Source organism: Povalibacter uvarum (genome assembly GCF_014202975.1).
Lineage (GTDB): Bacteria > Pseudomonadota > Gammaproteobacteria > Steroidobacterales > Steroidobacteraceae > Steroidobacter > Steroidobacter uvarum.
Map to the genome: position 1 here is coordinate 1,093,019 of NZ_JACHHZ010000003.1, position 19,557 is coordinate 1,112,575.

The 19,557-nt window shown below is 63.4% G+C and carries 13 protein-coding genes; 11 read left to right on the forward strand and 2 right to left on the reverse strand.

The genetic code is table 11. The features are described 5' to 3' along the window. Positions 1-26: 26 nt before the first annotated feature. The 7 genes from gatC to metH all read left to right on the forward strand — a co-directional run bounded on the left by gatC (position 27) and on the right by metH (position 10,459). Positions 27-317 (forward strand): Asp-tRNA(Asn)/Glu-tRNA(Gln) amidotransferase subunit GatC, encoded by a 291-nt coding sequence (gene gatC, locus HNQ60_RS16270; protein ID WP_184333634.1) that lies wholly within the window; start codon positions 27-29, stop codon positions 315-317. Positions 318-418: 101 nt separating this feature from the next. After that, positions 419-1,882: an Asp-tRNA(Asn)/Glu-tRNA(Gln) amidotransferase subunit GatA gene (gene gatA / locus HNQ60_RS16275; RefSeq protein ID WP_184333636.1), complete on the forward strand. Its 1,464-nt coding sequence runs from the start codon at positions 419-421 to the stop codon at positions 1,880-1,882. Between the two features lie 129 nt (positions 1,883-2,011). Beyond that, the gene (gene gatB, locus HNQ60_RS16280; protein WP_184333638.1) at positions 2,012-3,448 is read left to right on the forward strand and encodes an Asp-tRNA(Asn)/Glu-tRNA(Gln) amidotransferase subunit GatB; all 1,437 of its coding nucleotides are present in this window, start codon (positions 2,012-2,014) and stop codon (positions 3,446-3,448) included. A gap of 275 nt (positions 3,449-3,723) precedes the next feature. Beyond that, complete coding sequence (gene hslO, locus HNQ60_RS16285) at positions 3,724-4,689, forward strand: Hsp33 family molecular chaperone HslO (RefSeq protein ID WP_221304232.1); 966 nt, start codon at positions 3,724-3,726, stop codon at positions 4,687-4,689. A gap of 153 nt (positions 4,690-4,842) precedes the next feature. After that, entirely contained in the window at positions 4,843-5,748 is a 906-nt protein-coding gene (locus tag HNQ60_RS16290) for a metalloregulator ArsR/SmtB family transcription factor (RefSeq protein WP_184333640.1), read from the forward strand. Positions 5,749-5,783: 35 nt separating this feature from the next. Further along, entirely contained in the window at positions 5,784-6,704 is a 921-nt protein-coding gene (gene metF / locus HNQ60_RS16295; RefSeq protein WP_184333642.1) for a methylenetetrahydrofolate reductase, read from the forward strand. Between the two features lie 35 nt (positions 6,705-6,739). After that, positions 6,740-10,459 carry a methionine synthase gene (metH, locus tag HNQ60_RS16300; protein WP_184333644.1) on the forward strand — a complete coding sequence of 1,240 codons (3,720 nt, stop codon included), beginning with the start codon at positions 6,740-6,742 and terminating at the stop codon, positions 10,457-10,459. Between the two features lie 116 nt (positions 10,460-10,575). Here metH and HNQ60_RS16305 read toward each other — a convergent pair whose 3' ends face one another. Continuing rightward, on the reverse strand, positions 10,576-11,007 hold the full coding sequence (locus HNQ60_RS16305; protein WP_184333646.1) for an acyl-CoA thioesterase: 432 nt from the start codon (positions 11,005-11,007) through the stop codon (positions 10,576-10,578). 176 nt (positions 11,008-11,183) lie between these two features. On the opposite strand from HNQ60_RS16305, the gene HNQ60_RS16310 reads away from it, so the two are divergent. From HNQ60_RS16310 to HNQ60_RS16320, 3 genes are all read left to right on the forward strand, one after another. Then, the gene (locus tag HNQ60_RS16310; protein WP_184333648.1) at positions 11,184-11,897 is read left to right on the forward strand and encodes a CoA transferase subunit A; all 714 of its coding nucleotides are present in this window, start codon (positions 11,184-11,186) and stop codon (positions 11,895-11,897) included. Positions 11,898-11,960: 63 nt separating this feature from the next. Further along, positions 11,961-12,596, forward strand: coding sequence for a 3-oxoacid CoA-transferase subunit B (locus tag HNQ60_RS16315; RefSeq protein WP_184333650.1), 636 nt, complete (start codon positions 11,961-11,963; stop codon positions 12,594-12,596). A gap of 119 nt (positions 12,597-12,715) precedes the next feature. Next, positions 12,716-13,840, forward strand: coding sequence for a zinc-dependent alcohol dehydrogenase family protein (locus HNQ60_RS16320; protein ID WP_184333652.1), 1,125 nt, complete (start codon positions 12,716-12,718; stop codon positions 13,838-13,840). Positions 13,841-13,853: 13 nt separating this feature from the next. Here the strand turns inward: HNQ60_RS16320 and HNQ60_RS16325 are convergent, their stop codons facing one another. Beyond that, entirely contained in the window at positions 13,854-17,711 is a 3,858-nt protein-coding gene (locus tag HNQ60_RS16325) for a BTAD domain-containing putative transcriptional regulator (protein WP_184333654.1), read from the reverse strand. A gap of 301 nt (positions 17,712-18,012) precedes the next feature. Between HNQ60_RS16325 and HNQ60_RS16330 the strand changes: the two genes are divergently transcribed. Further along, positions 18,013-19,407, forward strand: coding sequence for a tetratricopeptide repeat protein (locus tag HNQ60_RS16330; protein ID WP_184333656.1), 1,395 nt, complete (start codon positions 18,013-18,015; stop codon positions 19,405-19,407). Positions 19,408-19,557 lie beyond the last annotated feature (150 nt).

Below are 19,557 nucleotides of genomic sequence, written 5' to 3' on the forward strand. Positions count from 1 at the left end.
TTTTTCTTGAAGTGCGGAAGTCGTCAATGAGCCTTACCCGTAAAGACGTCGAGAACATCGCTCATCTTGCGAGGCTTGCGATCACGGAAGACGAGATGCCCGTGTACGTGAACAACCTGTCGAAGATCGTCAGCTTCGTCGATGAGCTCAATACCGCCGACACCGCGGCCATCGAACCGATGGCGCATCCGTTGAAGGGTCAAGTCCAGCGCCTGCGCCCGGACGAGATCGCCGATCGCGATCAGCACGAGAAATACCAGCGCAACGCTGCCCGGGTCGAGGCCGGCCTCTACCTGGTGCCGAAGGTCATCGAGTGAGACCCAGTCGGCAGTTTGGCGGATCCGGCTGCAGCCCGACGCCATAGCAAGAGTCCGGCAGAAGCCGGACCCACAGAAGATCATCCGAACCGCATCAGACCATGACTGAACTCCATCATCAGACGCTTGCTGAACTCGCCGCGGGCCTGCGTGCGCGCCGCTTTTCCAGCGTCGAGCTGGCCAGGCACTTTCTTGCCCGCATCGAGCGCTCGAACCCCGAACTCAATGCCCTGGTAACCGTGACCGCCGATCAGGCGCTGGCTGCCGCGGCACGTGCCGATGAGCGGATCGCGTCGGGCTCCGCCGGACCGCTCACGGGTCTGCCGATCGTGCACAAGGACATCTTCTGCACGGACGGCGTTCTCACGACGTGCGGTTCGCGGATGCTTTCGAACTTCGTTGCCCCCTACGACGCGACGGTCGTCGAGCGACTGTCGCAAGCTGGCGTCATCACGCTCGGTAAGGCGAACATGGACGAGTTCGCGATGGGCTCCTCCAATGAAACGAGCTGGTACGGTCCGGTGAAGAACCCCTGGGACCTGAAGAAGGTCCCGGGCGGGTCGTCGGGCGGATCGGCAGCTGCGGTAGCCGCTCGCATCGCGCCGGCTGCAACGGGCACGGATACGGGCGGCTCGATCCGGCAGCCGGCGGCACTTACGTCGCTGACGGGCATCAAGCCGACCTATGGTCGCGTGTCGCGATACGGAATGATCGCCTTCGCATCGAGCCTCGACCAGGCCGGCACGCTCACGCTGACGGCTGAGGATTCAGCGATGCTGCTCGGCGCCATGGCTGGCTTCGACCCGCGCGATTCGACCAGTGTCGATGCTCCGGTGCCTGATTACGTTGCGACGCTCGACCAGCCGCTCGCAGGCCTCCGCATCGGTCTGTTGAAGGAGTTCTTCGAGAAGGGGCTGGACGAGGCGAACGGCAAGCTCGTCCGCGATGCGCTCAAGGTCTTCGAGGCGATGGGCGCAAAGCTCGTCGAAGTCAGCCTGCCGAACCTGCCGCTCTCGGTGCCTACCTATTACGTGGTGGCGCCGGCGGAGTGTTCGTCGAACCTGTCGCGCTTCGACGGCGTGCGCTTCGGCTATCGCTGCGAGAACCCGGTCAATCTGATCGACCTGTACAAGCGCTCGCGCGGCGAAGGATTCGGTGCCGAAGTGAAGCGCCGCATCATGACGGGCACGTATGTGCTGTCGGCGGGCTACTACGACGCCTACTACCTGCAGGCCCAGAAGATCCGGCGCCTGATCGCGGACGATTTCGAAGCCGCCTTCAAGGAAGTGGATGTGCTGATGGGGCCTACGTCGCCGACGACGGCATTCGACATCGGCGCGAAGGTCGACGACCCGATCACGATGTACCTCAACGACATCTATACCATCGGCGCGAATCTCGCCGGTCTGCCCGCGATGTCGATCCCGTGCGGCTTCCTCGGCGGCCTGCCGGTTGGACTGCAGGTCATCGGCCCCCATTTCGCGGAAGGAAAGCTGCTCAACGTCGCGCATCGCTATCAGCAGGAGACGCAGTGGCACAAAGAGATTCCCGCGAACTACAAGTAGTTCGCGGGTGGGCTGCTGGCCGCTGGACTGCTGGCCAGACCCGCGCGTGATGCAGCTCGAGTTGAATTGATCGGTGTTGTTTTCGGCTCTGGCCAGCAGCCAGCAGCCAGTAGCCAGGTCCCAGAACGTATGCCTTTCGAAACCGTCATCGGCCTTGAAATCCACGCGCAGCTCGCGACGAAGACCAAGATCTTCTCGACTGCATCGACTGCATTCGGCGCGGCGCCCAACTCGCAGGCGAACCTCGTGGACCTCGGCTATCCGGGCGTCCTGCCCGTGCTGAATCTCGAAGCAGTCCGCATGGCGGCCAAGTTCGGCCTCGCCATTGGCGCGACGGTGTCGCAGCGCTCCGTGTTCGCTCGCAAGAACTACTTCTATCCGGACCTGCCGAAGGGCTACCAGATCAGCCAGTACGAGAAGCCCATCGTCGAGAAGGGGCGCATGGACATCCTGCTCGAGGACGGCAGCGTCAAGACGATCGGGATCACGCGCGCCCACCTCGAAGAGGACGCGGGCAAGTCGCTGCACGAGGACTTCCAGGGCTCGAGCGGTATCGATTTAAATCGTGCAGGCACTCCGCTGCTCGAGATCGTGTCGGAACCCGACATGCGCTCGGCGAAGGAGGCGATCGCGTACCTGAAGAAGATCCACACGCTCGTGCGCTATCTCGAGATCTGCGACGGCAACATGCAGGAAGGCTCTTTCCGCTGCGACGCGAACGTGTCGGTGCGCCCCGTGGGTCAGGAGAAGTTCGGCACGCGCTGCGAGATCAAGAACCTCAACTCGTTCCGCTTCATCGAGAAGGCGATCAACTACGAAGTGGCGCGCCAGATCGAAGAGATCGAGGCCGGCCGCAAGATCGTGCAGGAAACCCGGCTCTACGATCCCGACAAGGGCGAGACACGCGCGCTGCGGTCCAAGGAAGAAGCGAACGACTATCGCTACTTCCCGGATCCGGACCTGCTGCCGGTCGTGATCGAGACGGCGTTCATCGATACCGTGCGCGGCACGCTGCCCGAATTGCCCGATCAGAAAGCCGCTCGCTACGCCGAGAAGTTCGGACTGTCCGCCTACGACGCGAGCGTCCTCACGGCCAGCCGCGAGATGGCTGACTTCTACGAAGCCGTGCTCAAGGAGCTGGGCGGCAACGAGAAGCTCGCCGCGAACTGGGTGATGGGCGAGTTGTCCGGCGCGCTCAACAAGGACAGCGTCGAAGTCACCGAATCGCGCGTCAATGCGAATCGTCTCGCGGGTCTGCTCAAGCGCATCGTCGACGAAACGATCTCCGGCAAGATAGCGAAGGAAGTCTTCGAACAGATGTGGAGCGAAGGCGCCGATGCCGACGCGATCATCGAAGCGAAGGGGCTCAAGCAGATCACGGACACGAGCGCGATCGAGAAAGTCATCGACGACATCATGGCCGCGAATCCGAAGCAGCTCGCGGACTATCGCTCCGGCAAGGACAAGCTCTTCGGCTTCTTCGTGGGCCAGGTCATGAAGTCGACGGGCGGCAAGGCGAACCCGGGCCAGGTGAACGACCTGCTGAAGGCGAAGCTTGCGGGCTAGTTGCCAGGGGGAAGCGGGGTTCAGGCTGTGAATCCGGCTTCAGCCTGTGGGTCCGGCTTCAGCCGGACGTCATCGCCGCAGGCGAGGCCCGTCATTCCCGCGAAAGCGGGAATCCATCCGGAAAAGCATGGATTCCCGCTTTCGCGGGAATGACCGAAGGCGCTTCGCGCTGACGTCCGGCTGAAGTCGGACCCACAGCGGCAGTTCGACCTCACTGACCTTCGTGTAAAACTTCGACTCTTTAAACTCGCCCGGATCGCCTCCATCTTTGGGCGATGCTTGACCTCACATCGCACATTCCCGCCATTCCCATGCACGATCGCGACTGCCTGCACCGATTCCTCTTCGAGCACTATCCGGTTCGCGGTCATATCGTGCATCTCGACGCCGCCTGGCGTGCATTGCTCGAGCATCGCGACTATCCCCCGTCCATCCGCAAAGTACTGGGTGAGGCGGTCGCCGCGGCTGTGCTCCTTTCGGCGACACTGAAATTCGAGGGAACGCTGAGCCTGCAGGTCCAGGGGCAGGGGCCAATGCATCTGCTGCTCGCGCAGTGTTCGAACGAACTGGGCGTTCGCGCGGTGGCGCGCTATCGAGACTTGCCGCGGGAGATGGAGGCGGCGGCCGACCTGTCGACGCTTTCCGGCGCCGGACGGCTGACAGTCACGCTCGAAAACGATGATCTGTCGCAGCGCTATCAGGGCATCGTGCCGATCGAAGGCAACGGGCTCGCGGAGTCCCTGCAGGGCTACTTCCTGAACTCGGAGCAGCTGCCGACCCGCTTGTGGCTGCATGCGGATGAGAACGGCGTGTCCGCGATGCTCCTGCAGCGGCTCTCCGACGACAGCGTTGCTTCGCGATCCGGCGGTAAGGTGGAAAGTGAGGCGCGGCCGGATTTCGATGACGCTTGGAACCGTCTGCAGCTGCTCGCCGATACGCTGAAGCCGGAAGAGCTCCGCAAGCTGAGCGATCGCGAGATCCTCCGGCGTCTTTTCGTCGAAGACGATGTCCGTATCTTCGAATCGTCACCCGTGTTCTTCCGGTGCCGCTGCTCGCGGGAGCGGGTGGTCGGCATGCTTCGCGGCGTCGGCGCCGAGGAGATCCGCTCGGTACTGGCGGAGCGGGGGAGCGTCGAGGTCCGATGCGACTTCTGCAATCGCGCCTACCAGTTCGATCCGGTCGATGTGGAGCAGATCTTCGCGGCTCCCCATGCGCCGGATGCCGGCGGCACGGTTCACTGAGCAAAATCATAAGCTTGTACGGATCTCCTCCGTCCGGCGGCAGCTCCGTATTTCCCATTGAGCAATGACGTGTGCACCGCCGGGCGCTTGCCCGGCAAGTGCCCGTGGCCTATCTTTCCCGCTACATAAACATTTCCTTATGTCCTTAAGCGGATGCCCGAACCCTTCCTGTCCTCGATCGTCGCCCTGAGAGCTGCCGCTGAGCCCACGCGGCTGCGGCTGCTCGCCTTGCTGGCGCACGGAGAGCTGACAGTGGGGGAGATCTGCGAAATCGTGGACCAGAGCCAGCCGAGAATTTCGCGGCATCTGAAAGTCCTCACGGATGCCCAGCTCCTTGATCGTTTCCGCGAGCACAACTGGGTCTATTACCGAACTCCGACGACCGGCCCCGCGCGGGACACCGTGCGGCAGATCCTGGCTCTCGTGCATGAAGACGACGAAGTGCTGCAACGAGACGAGCGCCGCTTGCGCGGTGTCGTCGCCGAGCGAGGCCGGCAGGCTGCGACGGAGGTGGCTGCGCCGATGACGTTGCCCGCCGAGGTCGATCGAGTGCTGGTCGCAGAGCTGGCGCGCGAGCCTGTCGGCGCGTTGCTCGACGTGGGTACGGGCTCTGGTCACGTGCTCGGCCTGCTCGCTGCGAAGGCGACCCGGGCAGTCGGGATCGACATATCCAGCGACGCTCTGCGGCTGGCGCGTGCGAACGTGCATAACGCAGGGCTCAGCCACTGCGAGCTGCAGCGTGGCGATATGTATGACCTCCCATTCAGCGCACCGCTCTTCGATACGGCGATTGCCGATCGCGTGCTGGCTGGCGCCGACCGCCCCGTCGCGGCGCTCTCTGAAATCGCCCGCACACTGAAGATCAACGCGCGACTGATCGTCGTCGAATCGTTCGACGCGCTCGCGGAGCACTCCGCTCGCAACCCGATCGCTACCTTGCGGGCGTGGTTCGCGGAGGCTCGCCTCGAGTGCGATCGCATTCATCCCGTGGATACGGAACACGGATTGCTGGTCGTCGCCGTCGCGCGTCGCCTTTCGAAGGTCACCGCCGCGGCCTGAAGCCGCGGCAACAAACGCAGAGCAAGGACAACGTCATGTCTGTCGAACAACTGAAGGATCGGATCGGTAACGGGCTCGCGAAGCTCCAGGGCCGCCCGACGGTGTCTTTCGAGTTCTTCCCGCCCAAGGACGAACAGATGGAGAAGACGCTGTGGGACTCGATCCAGCGCCTCTCGCCGCTGCAGCCGCGTTTCGTGTCGGTGACTTATGGTGCCGATGGGTCGACGCGCTCGCGCACCCACAACATCGTGACGCGCATTCAGGAAACGACATCGCTGACCGCGGCACCGCACCTCACATGCGTCGGCGCTCCGCGGGAGGAGATCCTGGATATCGCCCGTAACTACTGGGCGCACGGCATCCGTCACATAGTTGCGCTGCGCGGCGATCCGCCGCAGGGCACGACGAAATACGTCGCGCATCCCGGTGGCTTCGCTTACGCCGTGGACCTCGTGCGAGGACTGAAGTCCGTCGCCGATTTCGAGATTTCAGTCGCCGCGTATCCCGAGGTGCATCCCGAGGCGCTGGGCGGCCAGTTCGATCTGGACAACCTCAAGGCAAAGCTCGACGCCGGTGCCGATCGGGCGATCACGCAGTTCTTCTTCGATACGGGCTGTTTCCTGCGTTTCCGCGACCAATGCGCGGCCGCGGGTATCAAGGCCTCGATCGTCCCGGGCATTCTGCCGATCACCCGCTTCCCGCAATTGCAGCGGATGGCGCGTACGTGCGGTGCCAGTGTTCCCGATTGGCTCGCGGATCGCTTCGATGGTCTCGATGAAGATCCGGATACCCGCCGCCTGATCGCCGCCGCGGTTGCGATCGAACAAGTGCAGGCACTCGAGCGCGAAGGCGTGAGCGAATTCCACTTCTACACCCTCAATCGCTCCGAGCTGACATACGCCATCTGCCACGCCCTGGGCGTGCGGCCCGCGCCGTCGCTCGCTGCCGCCGGTTGATCATCCGACTCTTGCCAGTAGCCAGTAGCCCTCTTATGACCCGCAACGAACGCATTGCCGCCTTCCGCCGCATTCTCACCGAACGCATCCTGGTGATCGACGGAGCGATGGGCACGATGATCCAGGGCCGCAAGCTGACGGAAGCGGACTATCGCGCCGAACGCTTCAAGGACTGGAAGTGCGACCTCAAAGGCAACAGCGACATTCTCGTGCTGACCCGCCCGGAAGTGATCGGCTCCATTCACACGGCGTATCTCGAAGCCGGCGCCGACATCATCGAGACGAACACGTTTACCGCGAACTACTCGTCGCAGGCTGACTACGGCATGGAAGATCTCGTTGCCGAGATCAACCTCGCCGGCGCACAAGTTGCCCGCAAAGCGGCGGATGACTACTTCGCGAAGACAGGTCAGCTGAAGTTCGTCGCGGGCGCGCTCGGGCCCACGAACCGCACCGCATCGTTGTCTCCCAGCGTCACGGATCCGGCGTTCCGCAACATCGATTTCGATCAGCTGTCGGCGACGTACCTGATTGCCGCGCGCAACCTCATCGAAGGCGGCGCGGATCTGTTCCTCATCGAGACCATCTTCGACACGCTGAACGCAAAAGCCGCCGTCTTCGCGGTGCGCCAGGCGATGGACGAAACGGGCGTCGAGCTGCCGGTCATCATTTCGGGAACGATCACGGACGCCTCGGGCCGTACGCTGTCGGGCCAGACGACCGAAGCGTTCTGGAATTCCGTCCGTCACGCCAGGCCGATCGCGATCGGACTGAACTGCGCGCTCGGCGCCAAGCAGTTGCGCCCCTACGTCGAAGAGCTTTCGCGCATCGCTGATACCTATGTGTGTGCCTATCCGAACGCCGGACTGCCGAACGCGTTCGGCGAGTACGATGAGACAGCCTGCGAAACGGGTGATCTGATCCAGGATTTCGCGAAGAGCGGATTCGTGAACATCGTCGGCGGCTGCTGCGGTACGACGCCCGATCACATTCATCACATCCGCGAAGCGATCGAAGGCGTCGCTCCGCGCAAGCCGCCAGTGCTCGAGCCGCGCTGCCGGTTGTCGGGCCTCGAGCCGTTCACCATCGGTCCCGACAGCCTGTTCGTGAACGTCGGCGAACGCACGAACGTCACCGGGTCGGCCAAGTTCCGCAAGCTGATCGAAGCGGACGACTACAACGCCGCGCTCGATGTCGCACGCCAGCAGGTCGCAAGCGGCGCGCAGATGATCGACATCAACATGGACGAGGGCATGCTCGACTCGGAAGCGGCGATGGTCCGCTTCCTGAATCTCGTGGCTTCGGAGCCGGACATCTCGCGCGTGCCGATCATGATCGACTCGTCCAAATGGACGGTCATCGAAGCAGGACTGAAGCGCATCCAGGGCAAGGGTGTGGTGAATTCCATCAGCCTGAAGGAAGGCGAAGAGCTTTTCCTGGAGCACGCGCGCAAGGTGCGTGCTTACGGTGCGGCCGTGGTCGTCATGGCGTTCGACGAGAAGGGTCAGGCCGATACGGTCGAGCGCAAGGTGGAGATCTGCAAGCGCTCCTACGAAGTGCTGACGCAGAAGGCGGGATTCCCGCCCGAAGACATCATCTTCGATCCGAACATCTTCGCCGTCGCGACCGGCATCGAAGAGCACAACAACTACTCGGTGGATTTCATCCAGGCGACCGAGCGCATCCGCAAGGAGTGTCCGCACGCTCACATCAGCGGCGGCGTGAGCAACGTTTCGTTCTCCTTCCGCGGCAATGAGCCGGTGCGCGAAGCGATGCACTCGGTGTTCCTCTATCACGCCATCAAGGCAGGCATGACGATGGGTATCGTCAACGCGGGGCAGCTCGCGATCTACGAGAACATCGACGCCGAGCTGCGCGAGCGGGTCGAAGACGTGATCCTGAACCGTCGCGCCGACTCGACCGAGCGGTTGCTGGAGATCGCCGGGCGCTTCAAGGGCGAAGCCGGCATGAAGAAGGGTGAGGACCTGGCGTGGCGCAGTCTCCCGGTTACCAAGCGGCTCGAACATGCGCTGGTCAAAGGGATCGATGAGTTCGTCGTGGAAGACACGGAAGAAGCACGCAAGGAGTTCGCTCGCCCGCTGCAGGTGATCGAAGGCCCGCTGATGGACGGCATGAACGTCGTCGGCGATCTCTTCGGTTCGGGCAAGATGTTCCTGCCGCAGGTCGTGAAGTCCGCACGCGTGATGAAGAAAGCGGTGGCCCACCTGATCCCGTTCATCGAGCAGGAGAAGGCTGCCAGCGGCGCCGTTGCCCGCTCGAACGGCAAGATCGTGATGGCGACGGTGAAGGGCGACGTTCACGACATCGGCAAGAACATCGTCGGCGTCGTACTCCAGTGCAACAATTTCGAAGTGATCGACCTCGGCGTCATGGTGCCGTGCGATCGCATTCTCGAGACGGCTCGTCGCGAGGGTGCCGACATGATCGGTCTGTCGGGCCTCATCACGCCATCACTCGATGAGATGGTGTACGTCGCTCGCGAAATGCAGCGCCAGGGGTTCGACAAGCCGCTGCTGATTGGCGGTGCAACGACATCGCCGGCGCATACATCGGTCAAGATCGATCCGCAATACACCGGCGCTGTTGTGTATGTAAAGGACGCATCGCGGTCGGTCGGCGTGTGCCAGCAGCTGATGACGGAGAACTCGAAGTCCGATTTCGTCACCAGGCTCAAGGAAGATCACGCGACGCGACGCGAGCAGCACCAGGGCCGCAAGGTGAAGGCTCCCCAGTTCACCATCGCCCAGGCGCGCGCGAACAAGTTCAAGGCAGGCTGGGACACTTACGAGCCTCCCATTCCGAAGTTCCTCGGCATCCGCACGTTCGAGGACTATTCGCTCGAAGACCTGACGCGCTACATCGACTGGATGCCGTTCTTCAATGCGTGGGAGTTCGCGGGCAAGTTCCCGGACATTCTCACGGATCCGGTGGTCGGCGAGCAGGCGAGCAACCTGTACGCGGACGCCCGCAAGATGATGAAGCAGATCATCCGTGAACGCTGGCTGACGGCACGGGCAGTGTTCGGCCTGTTCCCCGCGAACAGTGTCGATGACGACGATGTCGAAATCTACACGGATGAATCGCGGACCCACGTGCTGCACCGGCTGCACTTCCTGCGTCAGCAGAAGGGCAAGCCGGATGGACAGTCACATGATTGCCTCGCGGACTTCGTTGCTCCCAAGGAGTCAGGTCGTCGCGACTACATCGGCGCCTTCGCGGTAACCGGAGGCATCGGGATCGAGCCGCATCTGGCCAGATTCGAAGCGGCCCACGACGACTACTCGAGCATCATGCTGAAGGCACTCGCCGATCGCTTTGCCGAAGCGTTCGCTGAGCGGTTGCACGAGCGCGTGCGCCGGGAGTTCTGGGGCTATGCGCCGGAGGAGCGGCTCACGAACGACAACCTGATTCGCGAAGAGTATCGGGGCATCCGCCCGGCGCCGGGCTATCCGGCCTGCCCGGATCACACCGAGAAGGCGACGTTGTGGAAGCTGATCGATCCGCAGACCAATGCCGGCATGCGGATCACGGAGTCGTTCGCGATGTATCCGACGGCCGCCGTGAGCGGCTGGTACTTTGCGCATCCGCAGTCGCGCTACTTCCAGGTGGGCAAGATCGATCTCGACCAGGTCCGCAATTACGCGGCCCGGAAGAAGATCAGCCTGGAAGAAGCCCAGCGCTGGCTGTCGCCGAACCTGGGGTACGACCCGGATGCGAAGTCCGACGCGGCGTAAGGAGTCCGGAGTTTCACACGGAGATCACGGAGTGCACGGAGATCAGATGGAGGAGAACCTATCAGAGTTTCTTTGCTCCGTGATCTCCGTGAACTCCGTGTGAACTCTTAGGTTCCTCAGAGCTTCTCCAGAGCCGAGCGGATGACCGGCGGGATCGGCACCGGCCGCCGCGTCTTCGCGTCCACATAGACGTGCACGAAGCGGCCGATCGCGGACGCTTCCGTGTCCGCGCCGCGAAAGACAGCGAGCTCGTAGATCACGCTGCTGTTGCCCAGCTTCTCCAGCCTCAGGCCGATATGCAGCAGGTCGGGGAAGCTGATCTCCTTGACGAACCGGCACGAGGTTTCCGCCACGATGCCGATGGCCGACAGCTCGCGGGTGTCCGAGCTCGTCGCCTCCATCAAGTACCCATTGACGGCCGAATCGAAGTACGAGTAATAGGCCACGTTGTTGACGTGGCCATAGTGGTCGTTGTCCATCCAGCGGGTCTGCATGGGGCGCAGGACCTTGAAATCGGCGCGTTGAACGACGGGGGAGCGGGATGACATCGCTGGACTTCCTTCCTCTTGATTCACAAAGGCCTTCCTGGCGGCCTCATCGGGTTTGCACGGATTCGCGTATTCTGCCAGCGGTTCGTCGCAGGCGGGAGCTGCGCGGCGGCCCGCCGCCGGGTATAATTCAGCAACTGATGAATTAATGATGGATCAACACGGGGGAAGGCCGCATGACCGGTTCTGCGTCGAAAGTGTATGCGAACGCGCGCGAGGCCCTCGCCGGGGTCGTCCGCGACGATCTCACGATCATGTCCGGCGGCTTCGGGCTCTGCGGGATTCCTGAGAATCTGATCCTTGCGCTGCGCGACTGCGGCGCGCGCGGTCTGACCGTCATTTCCAACAACGCGGGCGTCGACGAGTTCGGCCTGGGGCTGCTGCTCAAGACGCGGCAGATCCGCAAGATGATTTCCTCGTACGTCGGCGAGAACAAGGAATTCGAGCGCCAGTATCTGTCGGGCGAATTGCAGCTCGAGTTCAACCCGCAAGGGACTCTGGCAGAACGCATTCGCGCGGGAGGCGCGGGGATCTTCGGCTTCTACACGCGCACTGGTGCCGGCACGCTCGTCGCGGAAGGCAAGGAACAGCGAGTCGTGAACGGTGAGACGTTCGTGCTTGAAACGGGCCTGACCTCGGATCTGTCGCTCGTCAAGGCGTGGAAGGGCGACACCGAGGGCAACCTGGTCTATCGCAAGACCGCGAGGAATTTCAATCCGATGATGGCGACAGCCGGGCGCGTCACGATCGCCGAAGTCGAAGAGCTGGTGGAAGCCGGCGAGCTCGATCCCGACCAGATTCACACACCGGGCATCTTCGTGCAGCGCATTTTCAAGGGCACGGACTATGTGAAGCCGATCGAGCAGAGAACGGTCCGCAAAAAGAAGTAGATAGCGGATGGCGGATGGTCAGAAACGGAAACCGACAAAGCTCACTGCAAAGAGACAACTCCCATGGCCTGGACTCGCGATGAAATGGCGGCGCGCGCGGCGCGTGAACTGAAGGACGGCTTTTACGTCAATCTCGGCATCGGCATTCCGACGCTGGTGGCGAACTACATTCCGCAGGGAATGAAGGTCGTGCTGCAGTCGGAGAACGGCATGCTGGGCATGGGTCCCTTCCCGCTCGAAGGGGAAGAGGATCCCGATCTGATCAACGCCGGCAAGCAGACGATCACACAGCTGCCCATCTCTTCGTATTTCTCGTCGTCGGACAGCTTCGGCATGATCCGCGGCGGACATATCGACCTGTCGATTCTCGGCGGGATGGAAGTGAGCGAGAACGGTGATCTCGCCAACTGGATGGTGCCGGGCAAGATGGTGAAGGGCATGGGCGGCGCGATGGACCTGGTCGCGGGCGTGAAGCGGGTCGTCGTCGTGATGGAGCACAACTCAAAGGATGGGGCCGCGAAGTTCAAGTCGCGCTGTGAGCTGCCGCTGACAGGCGCAAACGTGGTCGACATGGTCATCAGCGATCTCGCGGTATTCGCGCGGCCGGACCGCAAATCGCCTTTCAAGCTCCTGGAGCTTGCACCCGGCGTGACCGCGGATGAACTGAAGAGCAGAACATCCGCCAGCTATCAGGTGTGACGTCGCAAGCCGGACGACTCAGCGCGCTGGTCATTGTCGGGATCCGCAACGAAAGCGTTGTATAGTCGGCTGCCGGCTTCGGCCGGTATCCCAATCGCTTTCGTTACGTCATCCGGCTCATGAAGACACGCGCAGCAGTTCTCAAGGAAACGAACCTGCCGCGGCCCTATGCGCAAAGCAGGCCGTTGCAGATCGTCGAAGTCGATCTCGATCCTCCGGGCCCCCGTGAAGTCCTGGTGCGGATACGCGCCGCAGGGCTATGTCACTCCGACCTGTCGGTGATCAACGGAGATCGCCCGCGGCCGTTGCCGATGGCCATCGGTCACGAGGGCGCCGGCGAAGTTCTCGAGGCAGGCAGCGGAGTGAAGGATCTCAAGCCGGGCGATCATGTGGTCGCGGCTTTCGTTCCCTGCTGCGGCGCCTGTGAGCCTTGCACCAGCGGTCGTCCCGCATTGTGTGAGCCTGGCTTTCGCGCCAACAGCGCAGGAACGCTGCTGAGCGGCGATCGCCGCCTGCATCAGGGGCTGACCGACATCAATCATCATCTCGGTGTATCGGCTTTCGCCGAGTACGCCGTCGTTGCGCGTGAATCGCTCGTCAAGGTCGATCCGACGTTGCCCTTCGACGAAGCAGCGGTGTTCGGCTGTGCGGTGATGACGGGCGTCGGTGCGGTGACCAACACCGTGCAGCCGTCGCCGGGTTCTTTCATTGCCGTCGTCGGCCTCGGTGGTGTTGGTCTCGCAGCATTGCTCGGTGCGCGGCTCGTCGATGCGGCGGTGATCATTGCATGCGACCTGAGCGAATCGAAGCTGGCGCTGGCGCGGCAACTCGGTGCGACGCACACGATCAACGCAGCCGATGCGGATGCGACAGACAAGATTCGCGAGATCACGCGCGGTGGCGTCCATTTCGCTTTCGAGATGGCCGGATCGGTCAAGGCGATGGAATTCAGTTACCGCATCACCCGGCGCGGCGGCACGACAGTCACCGCCGGTCTGTCGAACCCACAGCATCTGTTCTCGATTCCGCATGTGGGCATCGTCGCCGAGGAGCGCACGATCAAGGGCAGCTATCTCGGGAGCTGCGATCCGGCGCGTGACATTCCCCGCTACATCCAGATGTATCGTCAGGGACATCTGCCAGTCGACAAGTTGCTGAGCGAACGCCTGTCGCTGGAGGACATCAACGCCGCGTTCGACCGCCTGGCGGACGGGCAGAGCGTGCGGCAGGTCGTCGTGCTCTGAAGCTGCGCAGGTTTCAGGCCTGCAGCGCGGCGACCTTCGCGAGCGCTTCGTCGATCGCGGGCAACTCGAGGTAGAGGTTCAGGCGCCGACAAGTCGCGTCGAGTTCCTGCAGCGAGCGGGTCGTGTCAGCCGTGATGCGCCCCGCGCCGATATCCGCGAGTGTCTTGCCGCGGCGAATGACGAGCTCGGTCCAGGCGAGCGGTTCGGCGCGCGTGTACTCGGCAAGTGCGTCGGCGTAGCGATAGGCTTCGACCCAGTCGCCGTCGCGCAGACGTACCTCGATGGCGTGATGATAGAACTCGAAGTAGCTGTGGCTCACGCAGCCTTCGGCCAGCAGGCTTTCCGCCTCTTCGAGGGCGATTTCGCGTTCTTCTTCGTGCTGCGTGATTCGCGCGAGAATGCCCAGCAGCACGGGACCGCAGTAATTCATGCCGGTGAGGCGCGCCAGCTCCAGGCCTTCCGTGATGTAGGGCAGGGCTTCTTCGCGCGCTCCCCGCTGCAGGCTGCTTGATCCCAGCAGGCACAGTGCCTCAGCCTGGAAGCGCCTCGCACCGAGCTGCGTCGACAGCATGTTCCCCTGTCGGGCGTGCTCCGCACTCGTCTCGAACTGTCCGCGCATCAGCATGCTGCTCGCCATCACGAGCTGCACCAGCATTTCGCTGCGTGCGTCGCTGGCGTTGCGTGCAAGCTCGAGGCCCTGTCGCAGATGGATGTCCGCGGACTGAAGATCGCCGCAGTACATGCTCGTGACCGCGAGCATCGGCAAGTTCGCGATGCGTACACCGGGCAGATTGTGCGTTTGGCCGGCTTCGATGCAGCGGCCGAAATAGTCTCGAGCTGTGTGCATCCGTCCGCGCTGATACCAGGCGTCGCCCAGGCCGCCGTAAGCGCGTGCAAGATCGATGGGAGAGTTGGCCTGCGTCGCATGACGCAACGCTTCTTCATGCGCGTCCAGGCAGGCTTCGAGCCTCCCGATGGGGAAACACAGGTTGCCGTAGAGCGTCATCATGCGTGCTTTGGTGCGGGCATCGGCAAGCTCGCCCCAGGACTTCTGTGCGTGTTCGAGCGCAGCGATCGCTTCGTGGTAGCGATCCATGATGCGCAGGACTGAAGCCACGCCGAGCCATGCCTCCCCCTGTCCGCGCGGGTCGGTGGCGAAGTCGATCGCTTCCCGGTACGCCGTCAGCGCGTCGTGAGTTCGCCCGAGAACGAGCGACAGTTCGCCGATCAGGCAGTTGATCTGGTTCAGAACGACAGGATCGCGCGCCGCGGCATTCGCCTTGTTGACCAGTACCAACGCACGCTCGAAGCGCAGGGCAGCCTGCTCAGCGCGAGCTGCGTCGAGATAAGCGGCGGCAGCAGCCGGATCTTCCGCGGCAGCAAGATGATCTGCCTGGAGCGTCAGGTCATGCAATGCGAACCACGCCGCTGCCCTGCGATGCAGGTCGCGCCGTCGCGAACGCAACGTCGATTCGTAGATCGAGTCGCGAAAGAGCGCATGTGCGAATTCCAGCTCGGCGTCGTTCCCATGCAGCAAGCCGGTATCGACGATCGGCGCGGCATCGTAGTCGTCGTCGACGAGCTGGCGCAGCGCAGTCAGTGCGAAGCGGTGACCGAGGACGGCCGCGCATTCGAGAGCCTGCCGATCGCGGGACGGCAAGCCGTTCGCACGCGCTACAACGAGGGTCCGTATCGATCCTGGCAGGCTTTCGAGTCCGGTCCGCGCAGCGCGCAGCAATTGATCGAGGAACAGCGGATTGCCTTCGGCGCGCCGGATGCACGCTTCGATGGCCGTTGCGGGAAGTTCAGGGTAAAGCGCGCCCAGTTCCTGTGCTTCGTCATCGCCCAGCGGCGCCAGATCGATCGTCGTCACGGGACAGCCACGGGCACGGGCGCGCCAGCTTGCGCCGATCGGATCGCCTTCGGGTCGCGTCGTCATCAGCAGCAGGGCGGAGCACTGCGCGACGACTGCGGCGATTTCACCGAAACGCGCGAGCTCTTCGGGATCCGCCCAGTGCACATCTTCGATCACGAGGAGCAGCGGTGCTCGTTGTGCCGCTGATTCGATCAGCTCGGACAAAGCCAGTGAACGACCGCGTTGGCGGGTCGCGGTATCCATGGCGTTCTCCAGCGCCGACAGTTCGGCGCTGAGCGGCGCATCGATGAGATCACTCAGGAAAATGCGCCGATCGATGCCGGCCTGCGAGCTGGCGACTTTGCGAGCGACGGCTTCAGTTCGCTCGGAGAGCGGCGCCACCGGACTGACATCGAGCAAGCTGAGCGCAAGCGTCGTTACTGGCCGATGACCGAGCGATTGTCCGAAATCGAGCGTCACGGACGAATGCGTGCGGATGCCGGCCTGCAATGCGGCTGCGCGGATCGCATTGACCATGGATGTCTTGCCGATGCCTGCATCACCGCGGATCACGATCGCGCGGCCGCGCTGGCTGGTTCGGCAGCGTTCGAGGACAGTGAGCAACATGGCCAGTTCGGGTCGACGACCAACGAACTGCTGTCCGTCGGCTGCGCTCTCGGAGCGGAATCCCTGCACGCTCCAGGCGTTCGCGCCCGCCGACAGCGCTTTGACATTGATGCGTCCGGCGAGGGCGTTGCGGACTTCGTCCGCGACACAGACGCCTTCGTTGGCGGCATCAGCGGCGAGCGCATGCGCCGCGTGAGTAGGCCGGCCCGTCAGCGGGAAGAGATCGCGGTCGACGAGAATCTGGCCCTGAGCGACACCGACGCGCAGGCGCAGGTCTCGGGAGAGCTTCCACGATCCGTCGGTCACCGACTGCTGCAAGAGCAAAGCAGCGCGAACGGTGCGTTCCGCTTCATTGCCACGAACCTCGGCCGCGCCGAAGACCGCGAGCACGGTGGCGCCGACGCGTCGGTCCGTACAACCCCCGCACTGATCGACGACGCGACGCACGTTGCTCTGAAATTCGGTGCTCAGTGCATGGGCTTCTTCGGGATCGAGCGTCGCTTCCAGTTCGAGCAATCCGTCGAGCCTCGCGACGAGCACAACGGCATCGCGCAGATTCGGCGGAAGATCTTTCGGCGCGGCCGCGGCCGGCGCGACGGGCGCGGGACTTTCCACTTCTGTTTCGGCGCCGTTGCCGCCATTGGCAGTTGCAGCGGCCCGGCGTTTGCGCATGAGATCGCGGTACAACTGCTCGGTCGCCGGTTCAGGCGCGACATCGAGCTCGCGTCGCAGGATGTCGCGGCAGATCTGGTACTGGCGCAGCGCGTCCGCATAGGCGTTGCGACGGGCATGCAGCTCCATGAGCGTCCGATGGGCAGCCTCGTTGAGCGGTTCGAGCGAAACGAATCGCGCACAAGCGACCAGGGCGCCATCGATATCGTCCTGGGCCGCGCACAAGGCGCCGAGTTTCTGGGAGGCATCGGCGATGCGGCGTCGCAAGGACTGCCGCTCCTGGCTCAACCATTCTTCATAGGCCGTCGAGCGGGCATCGAGGCCTTCGAGCAGGTCGCCCCGATGCAGCGCTATCGCGTCCTGCAACGACGTTCGCGTGCCGAGGGTCAGGGCGCGATTGAGCTCGAGGATGTCGGTCGTCACCAGGTTGGGGTCGACCCGCAGCGAATCGGTGTCCGCGATCAAGGCGGCATGGGCGGATTCAGGCAGGCACTTGCGGATGGCGGCCAGCGCCTGCCGAAGGCTGGTTCTTGCCAGTTCTTCGTCGGCCTCTTCCCACAGGAGCGAGGCGAGCCGGTCCCGGGTCTGGCTCTCGCCGGCTCTCACGGCGAGATAGGCGAGCAAAGCGCGGCCCTTGCGTGACGCAACGCGTATTTCGGCGCCAGCGGCATCCTGAATGCCGAAGCCCCCCAGCAGTCGCAGCACCAATTGCGTCAAAGCATGTTCCCTCGGCCGCTATTTTCATCGTCGCCAGCAGGGTTGGCCGCTGCGCTTCGCTGTCAGTGCACCCTGACTTTCGTCAGGGATCCGCACCGACAAAGCGCAGTCGCGCCGCTCTTATGAAAAACGGCGCCCGTCGTGCCGGGTGACGATGGCGGCGGGGCTACCCCCGCCGGCAGCCCTCCGCGGGGCCATTTTCACGCTTTTTTCACGCCTGTCGAGACTGTCGCCTCACGCGAGGGGTCTACAAATGTACCCACGAGGCCGGCAGGGGTTGCCGGTGTGGAGGACTCATCCAATGGCTCTTACCGATTGCCGCGGCGTTTCCGTTTCGACGCACAGCCGCGATGCGCTGCATCACTACGAGCAGGCTGTTGAATTGTCAGCCGGCTATTACGCGGATCCCATGACGACGATCCGCGTGGCGATCGATACCGACCCGGACTTCGCGATGGGCCATTGCCTCCAGGCCGCCCTCATCGTGACGTCGACCGATCCGACGCTCGTGCCGATGCTGCGGTCGAGCATCGAGGCGGTCGAGGCTGTGGGCCGTCGGGCCAACGAGCGTGAGCGCGCCCATGCGGCGGCGGCTCGCAAGTGGCTGCATGGCGACTTCGCCGGTTCGATCCGCGCTTATGGCGACATCCTCCTGGACTATCCGCGTGATCTGCTGGCACTTCAGGTCGCTCACGTCGGAGACTTCCTGCTGGGACATTCATCGATGCTGCGGGATCGCGTTGCGCATGTCCTGCCGCACTGGGACTCGACGGTACCGGGCTATGGTTATGTGCTCGGCATGCACGCCTTCGGACTCGAAGAGTGCGGTGCGTACTCGCAGGCCGAGGACACCGGCCGGCGCGCACTCGACCTCAATCCTCGCGATCCCTGGGCAGTGCACGCGGTCGCGCACGTCATGGAAATGACCGGACGCGTGCGAGACGGCATCGATTGGCTGACTCGTCGCGAACGGGACTGGGCGCCCGAGAACGGCTTTGCGTTCCACAACTGGTGGCACCTCGCGCTCTATCACCTCGACACGGGCGATGTGCCGGCAGTCCTGCAGCTGTACGACCGCAAGGTGCGTCCGGTGGCGTCGCAAGTGCCGCTCGAAATGATCGACGCGTCTGCGTTGCTGTGGCGCCTGCATTTGCGCGGAGTCGATGTCGGATCGCGCTGGCAGGCACTCGCGGCGTCCTGGGCACCGCTGATCGATCATGGCTACTACGCCTTCAACGACGTTCACGCTGTGATGTCGTTCATCGGCGCTCAGCGTCTCGATCTCGTCGCCCGCACGATCGCAACGCTGGAGCGCAAAGCGCTCGGCAACGACACGAACGCGATGATGTCGCGCGACGTCGGGTTGCCGATGGCGCAGGCGCTGCTGGCCTTCGGCGCCGGGTACTACAACGATGTAGTCGAGCTGTTGCTGCCGGTGCGCACGATCGCGAACCGGTTCGGCGGCAGCAACGCACAGCGGGACATCGTGCATCAGACACTCGTCGAAGCCGCGCTGCGTGCCGGCAATGCGAGCCTTTCGCGGGCGCTGGCATCGGAGCGCACTCATCTCAAGCCGACCAGTCCTTTCAACTGGCAGCTGACGGCGCGGGCGCTGGATCTGGCCGGTGATCAGGCCGGTGCGTCGTACGCGAGCGAGAAGGCCGAGGTGAGGCGCAAAGTCCAGAAGGTGGCGTGATAAGGAAGGGGATGGCGGATAGCGATGGTGAATGGTCAGAATCTGCACTCACGGTCATCCCCGCACAGGCGGGGATCCATCTTGTCGGAAGACCTTGGAGTCCCGCCTGCACGGGAGTGACGCGTCAGAATTCGTGCTGTCTTTCTCGAA

Coding starts and splice junctions, on each gene's coding strand:
- metF (WP_184333642.1), top strand. CDS start 5,784: ATGTCTGTCGAACAACTGAAGGATCGGATCGGTAACGGGCTCGCGAAG.
- HNQ60_RS16305 (WP_184333646.1), bottom strand. CDS start 11,007: ATGTCATCCCGCTCCCCCGTCGTTCAACGCGCCGATTTCAAGGTCCTG.
- HNQ60_RS16315 (WP_184333650.1), top strand. CDS start 11,961: ATGGCCTGGACTCGCGATGAAATGGCGGCGCGCGCGGCGCGTGAACTG.
- gatC (WP_184333634.1), top strand. CDS start 27: ATGAGCCTTACCCGTAAAGACGTCGAGAACATCGCTCATCTTGCGAGG.
- gatB (WP_184333638.1), top strand. CDS start 2,012: ATGCCTTTCGAAACCGTCATCGGCCTTGAAATCCACGCGCAGCTCGCG.
- HNQ60_RS16290 (WP_184333640.1), top strand. CDS start 4,843: ATGCCCGAACCCTTCCTGTCCTCGATCGTCGCCCTGAGAGCTGCCGCT.
- HNQ60_RS16330 (WP_184333656.1), top strand. CDS start 18,013: ATGGCTCTTACCGATTGCCGCGGCGTTTCCGTTTCGACGCACAGCCGC.
- gatA (WP_184333636.1), top strand. CDS start 419: ATGACTGAACTCCATCATCAGACGCTTGCTGAACTCGCCGCGGGCCTG.
- metH (WP_184333644.1), top strand. CDS start 6,740: ATGACCCGCAACGAACGCATTGCCGCCTTCCGCCGCATTCTCACCGAA.
- HNQ60_RS16310 (WP_184333648.1), top strand. CDS start 11,184: ATGACCGGTTCTGCGTCGAAAGTGTATGCGAACGCGCGCGAGGCCCTC.
- hslO (WP_221304232.1), top strand. CDS start 3,724: ATGCTTGACCTCACATCGCACATTCCCGCCATTCCCATGCACGATCGC.
- HNQ60_RS16320 (WP_184333652.1), top strand. CDS start 12,716: ATGAAGACACGCGCAGCAGTTCTCAAGGAAACGAACCTGCCGCGGCCC.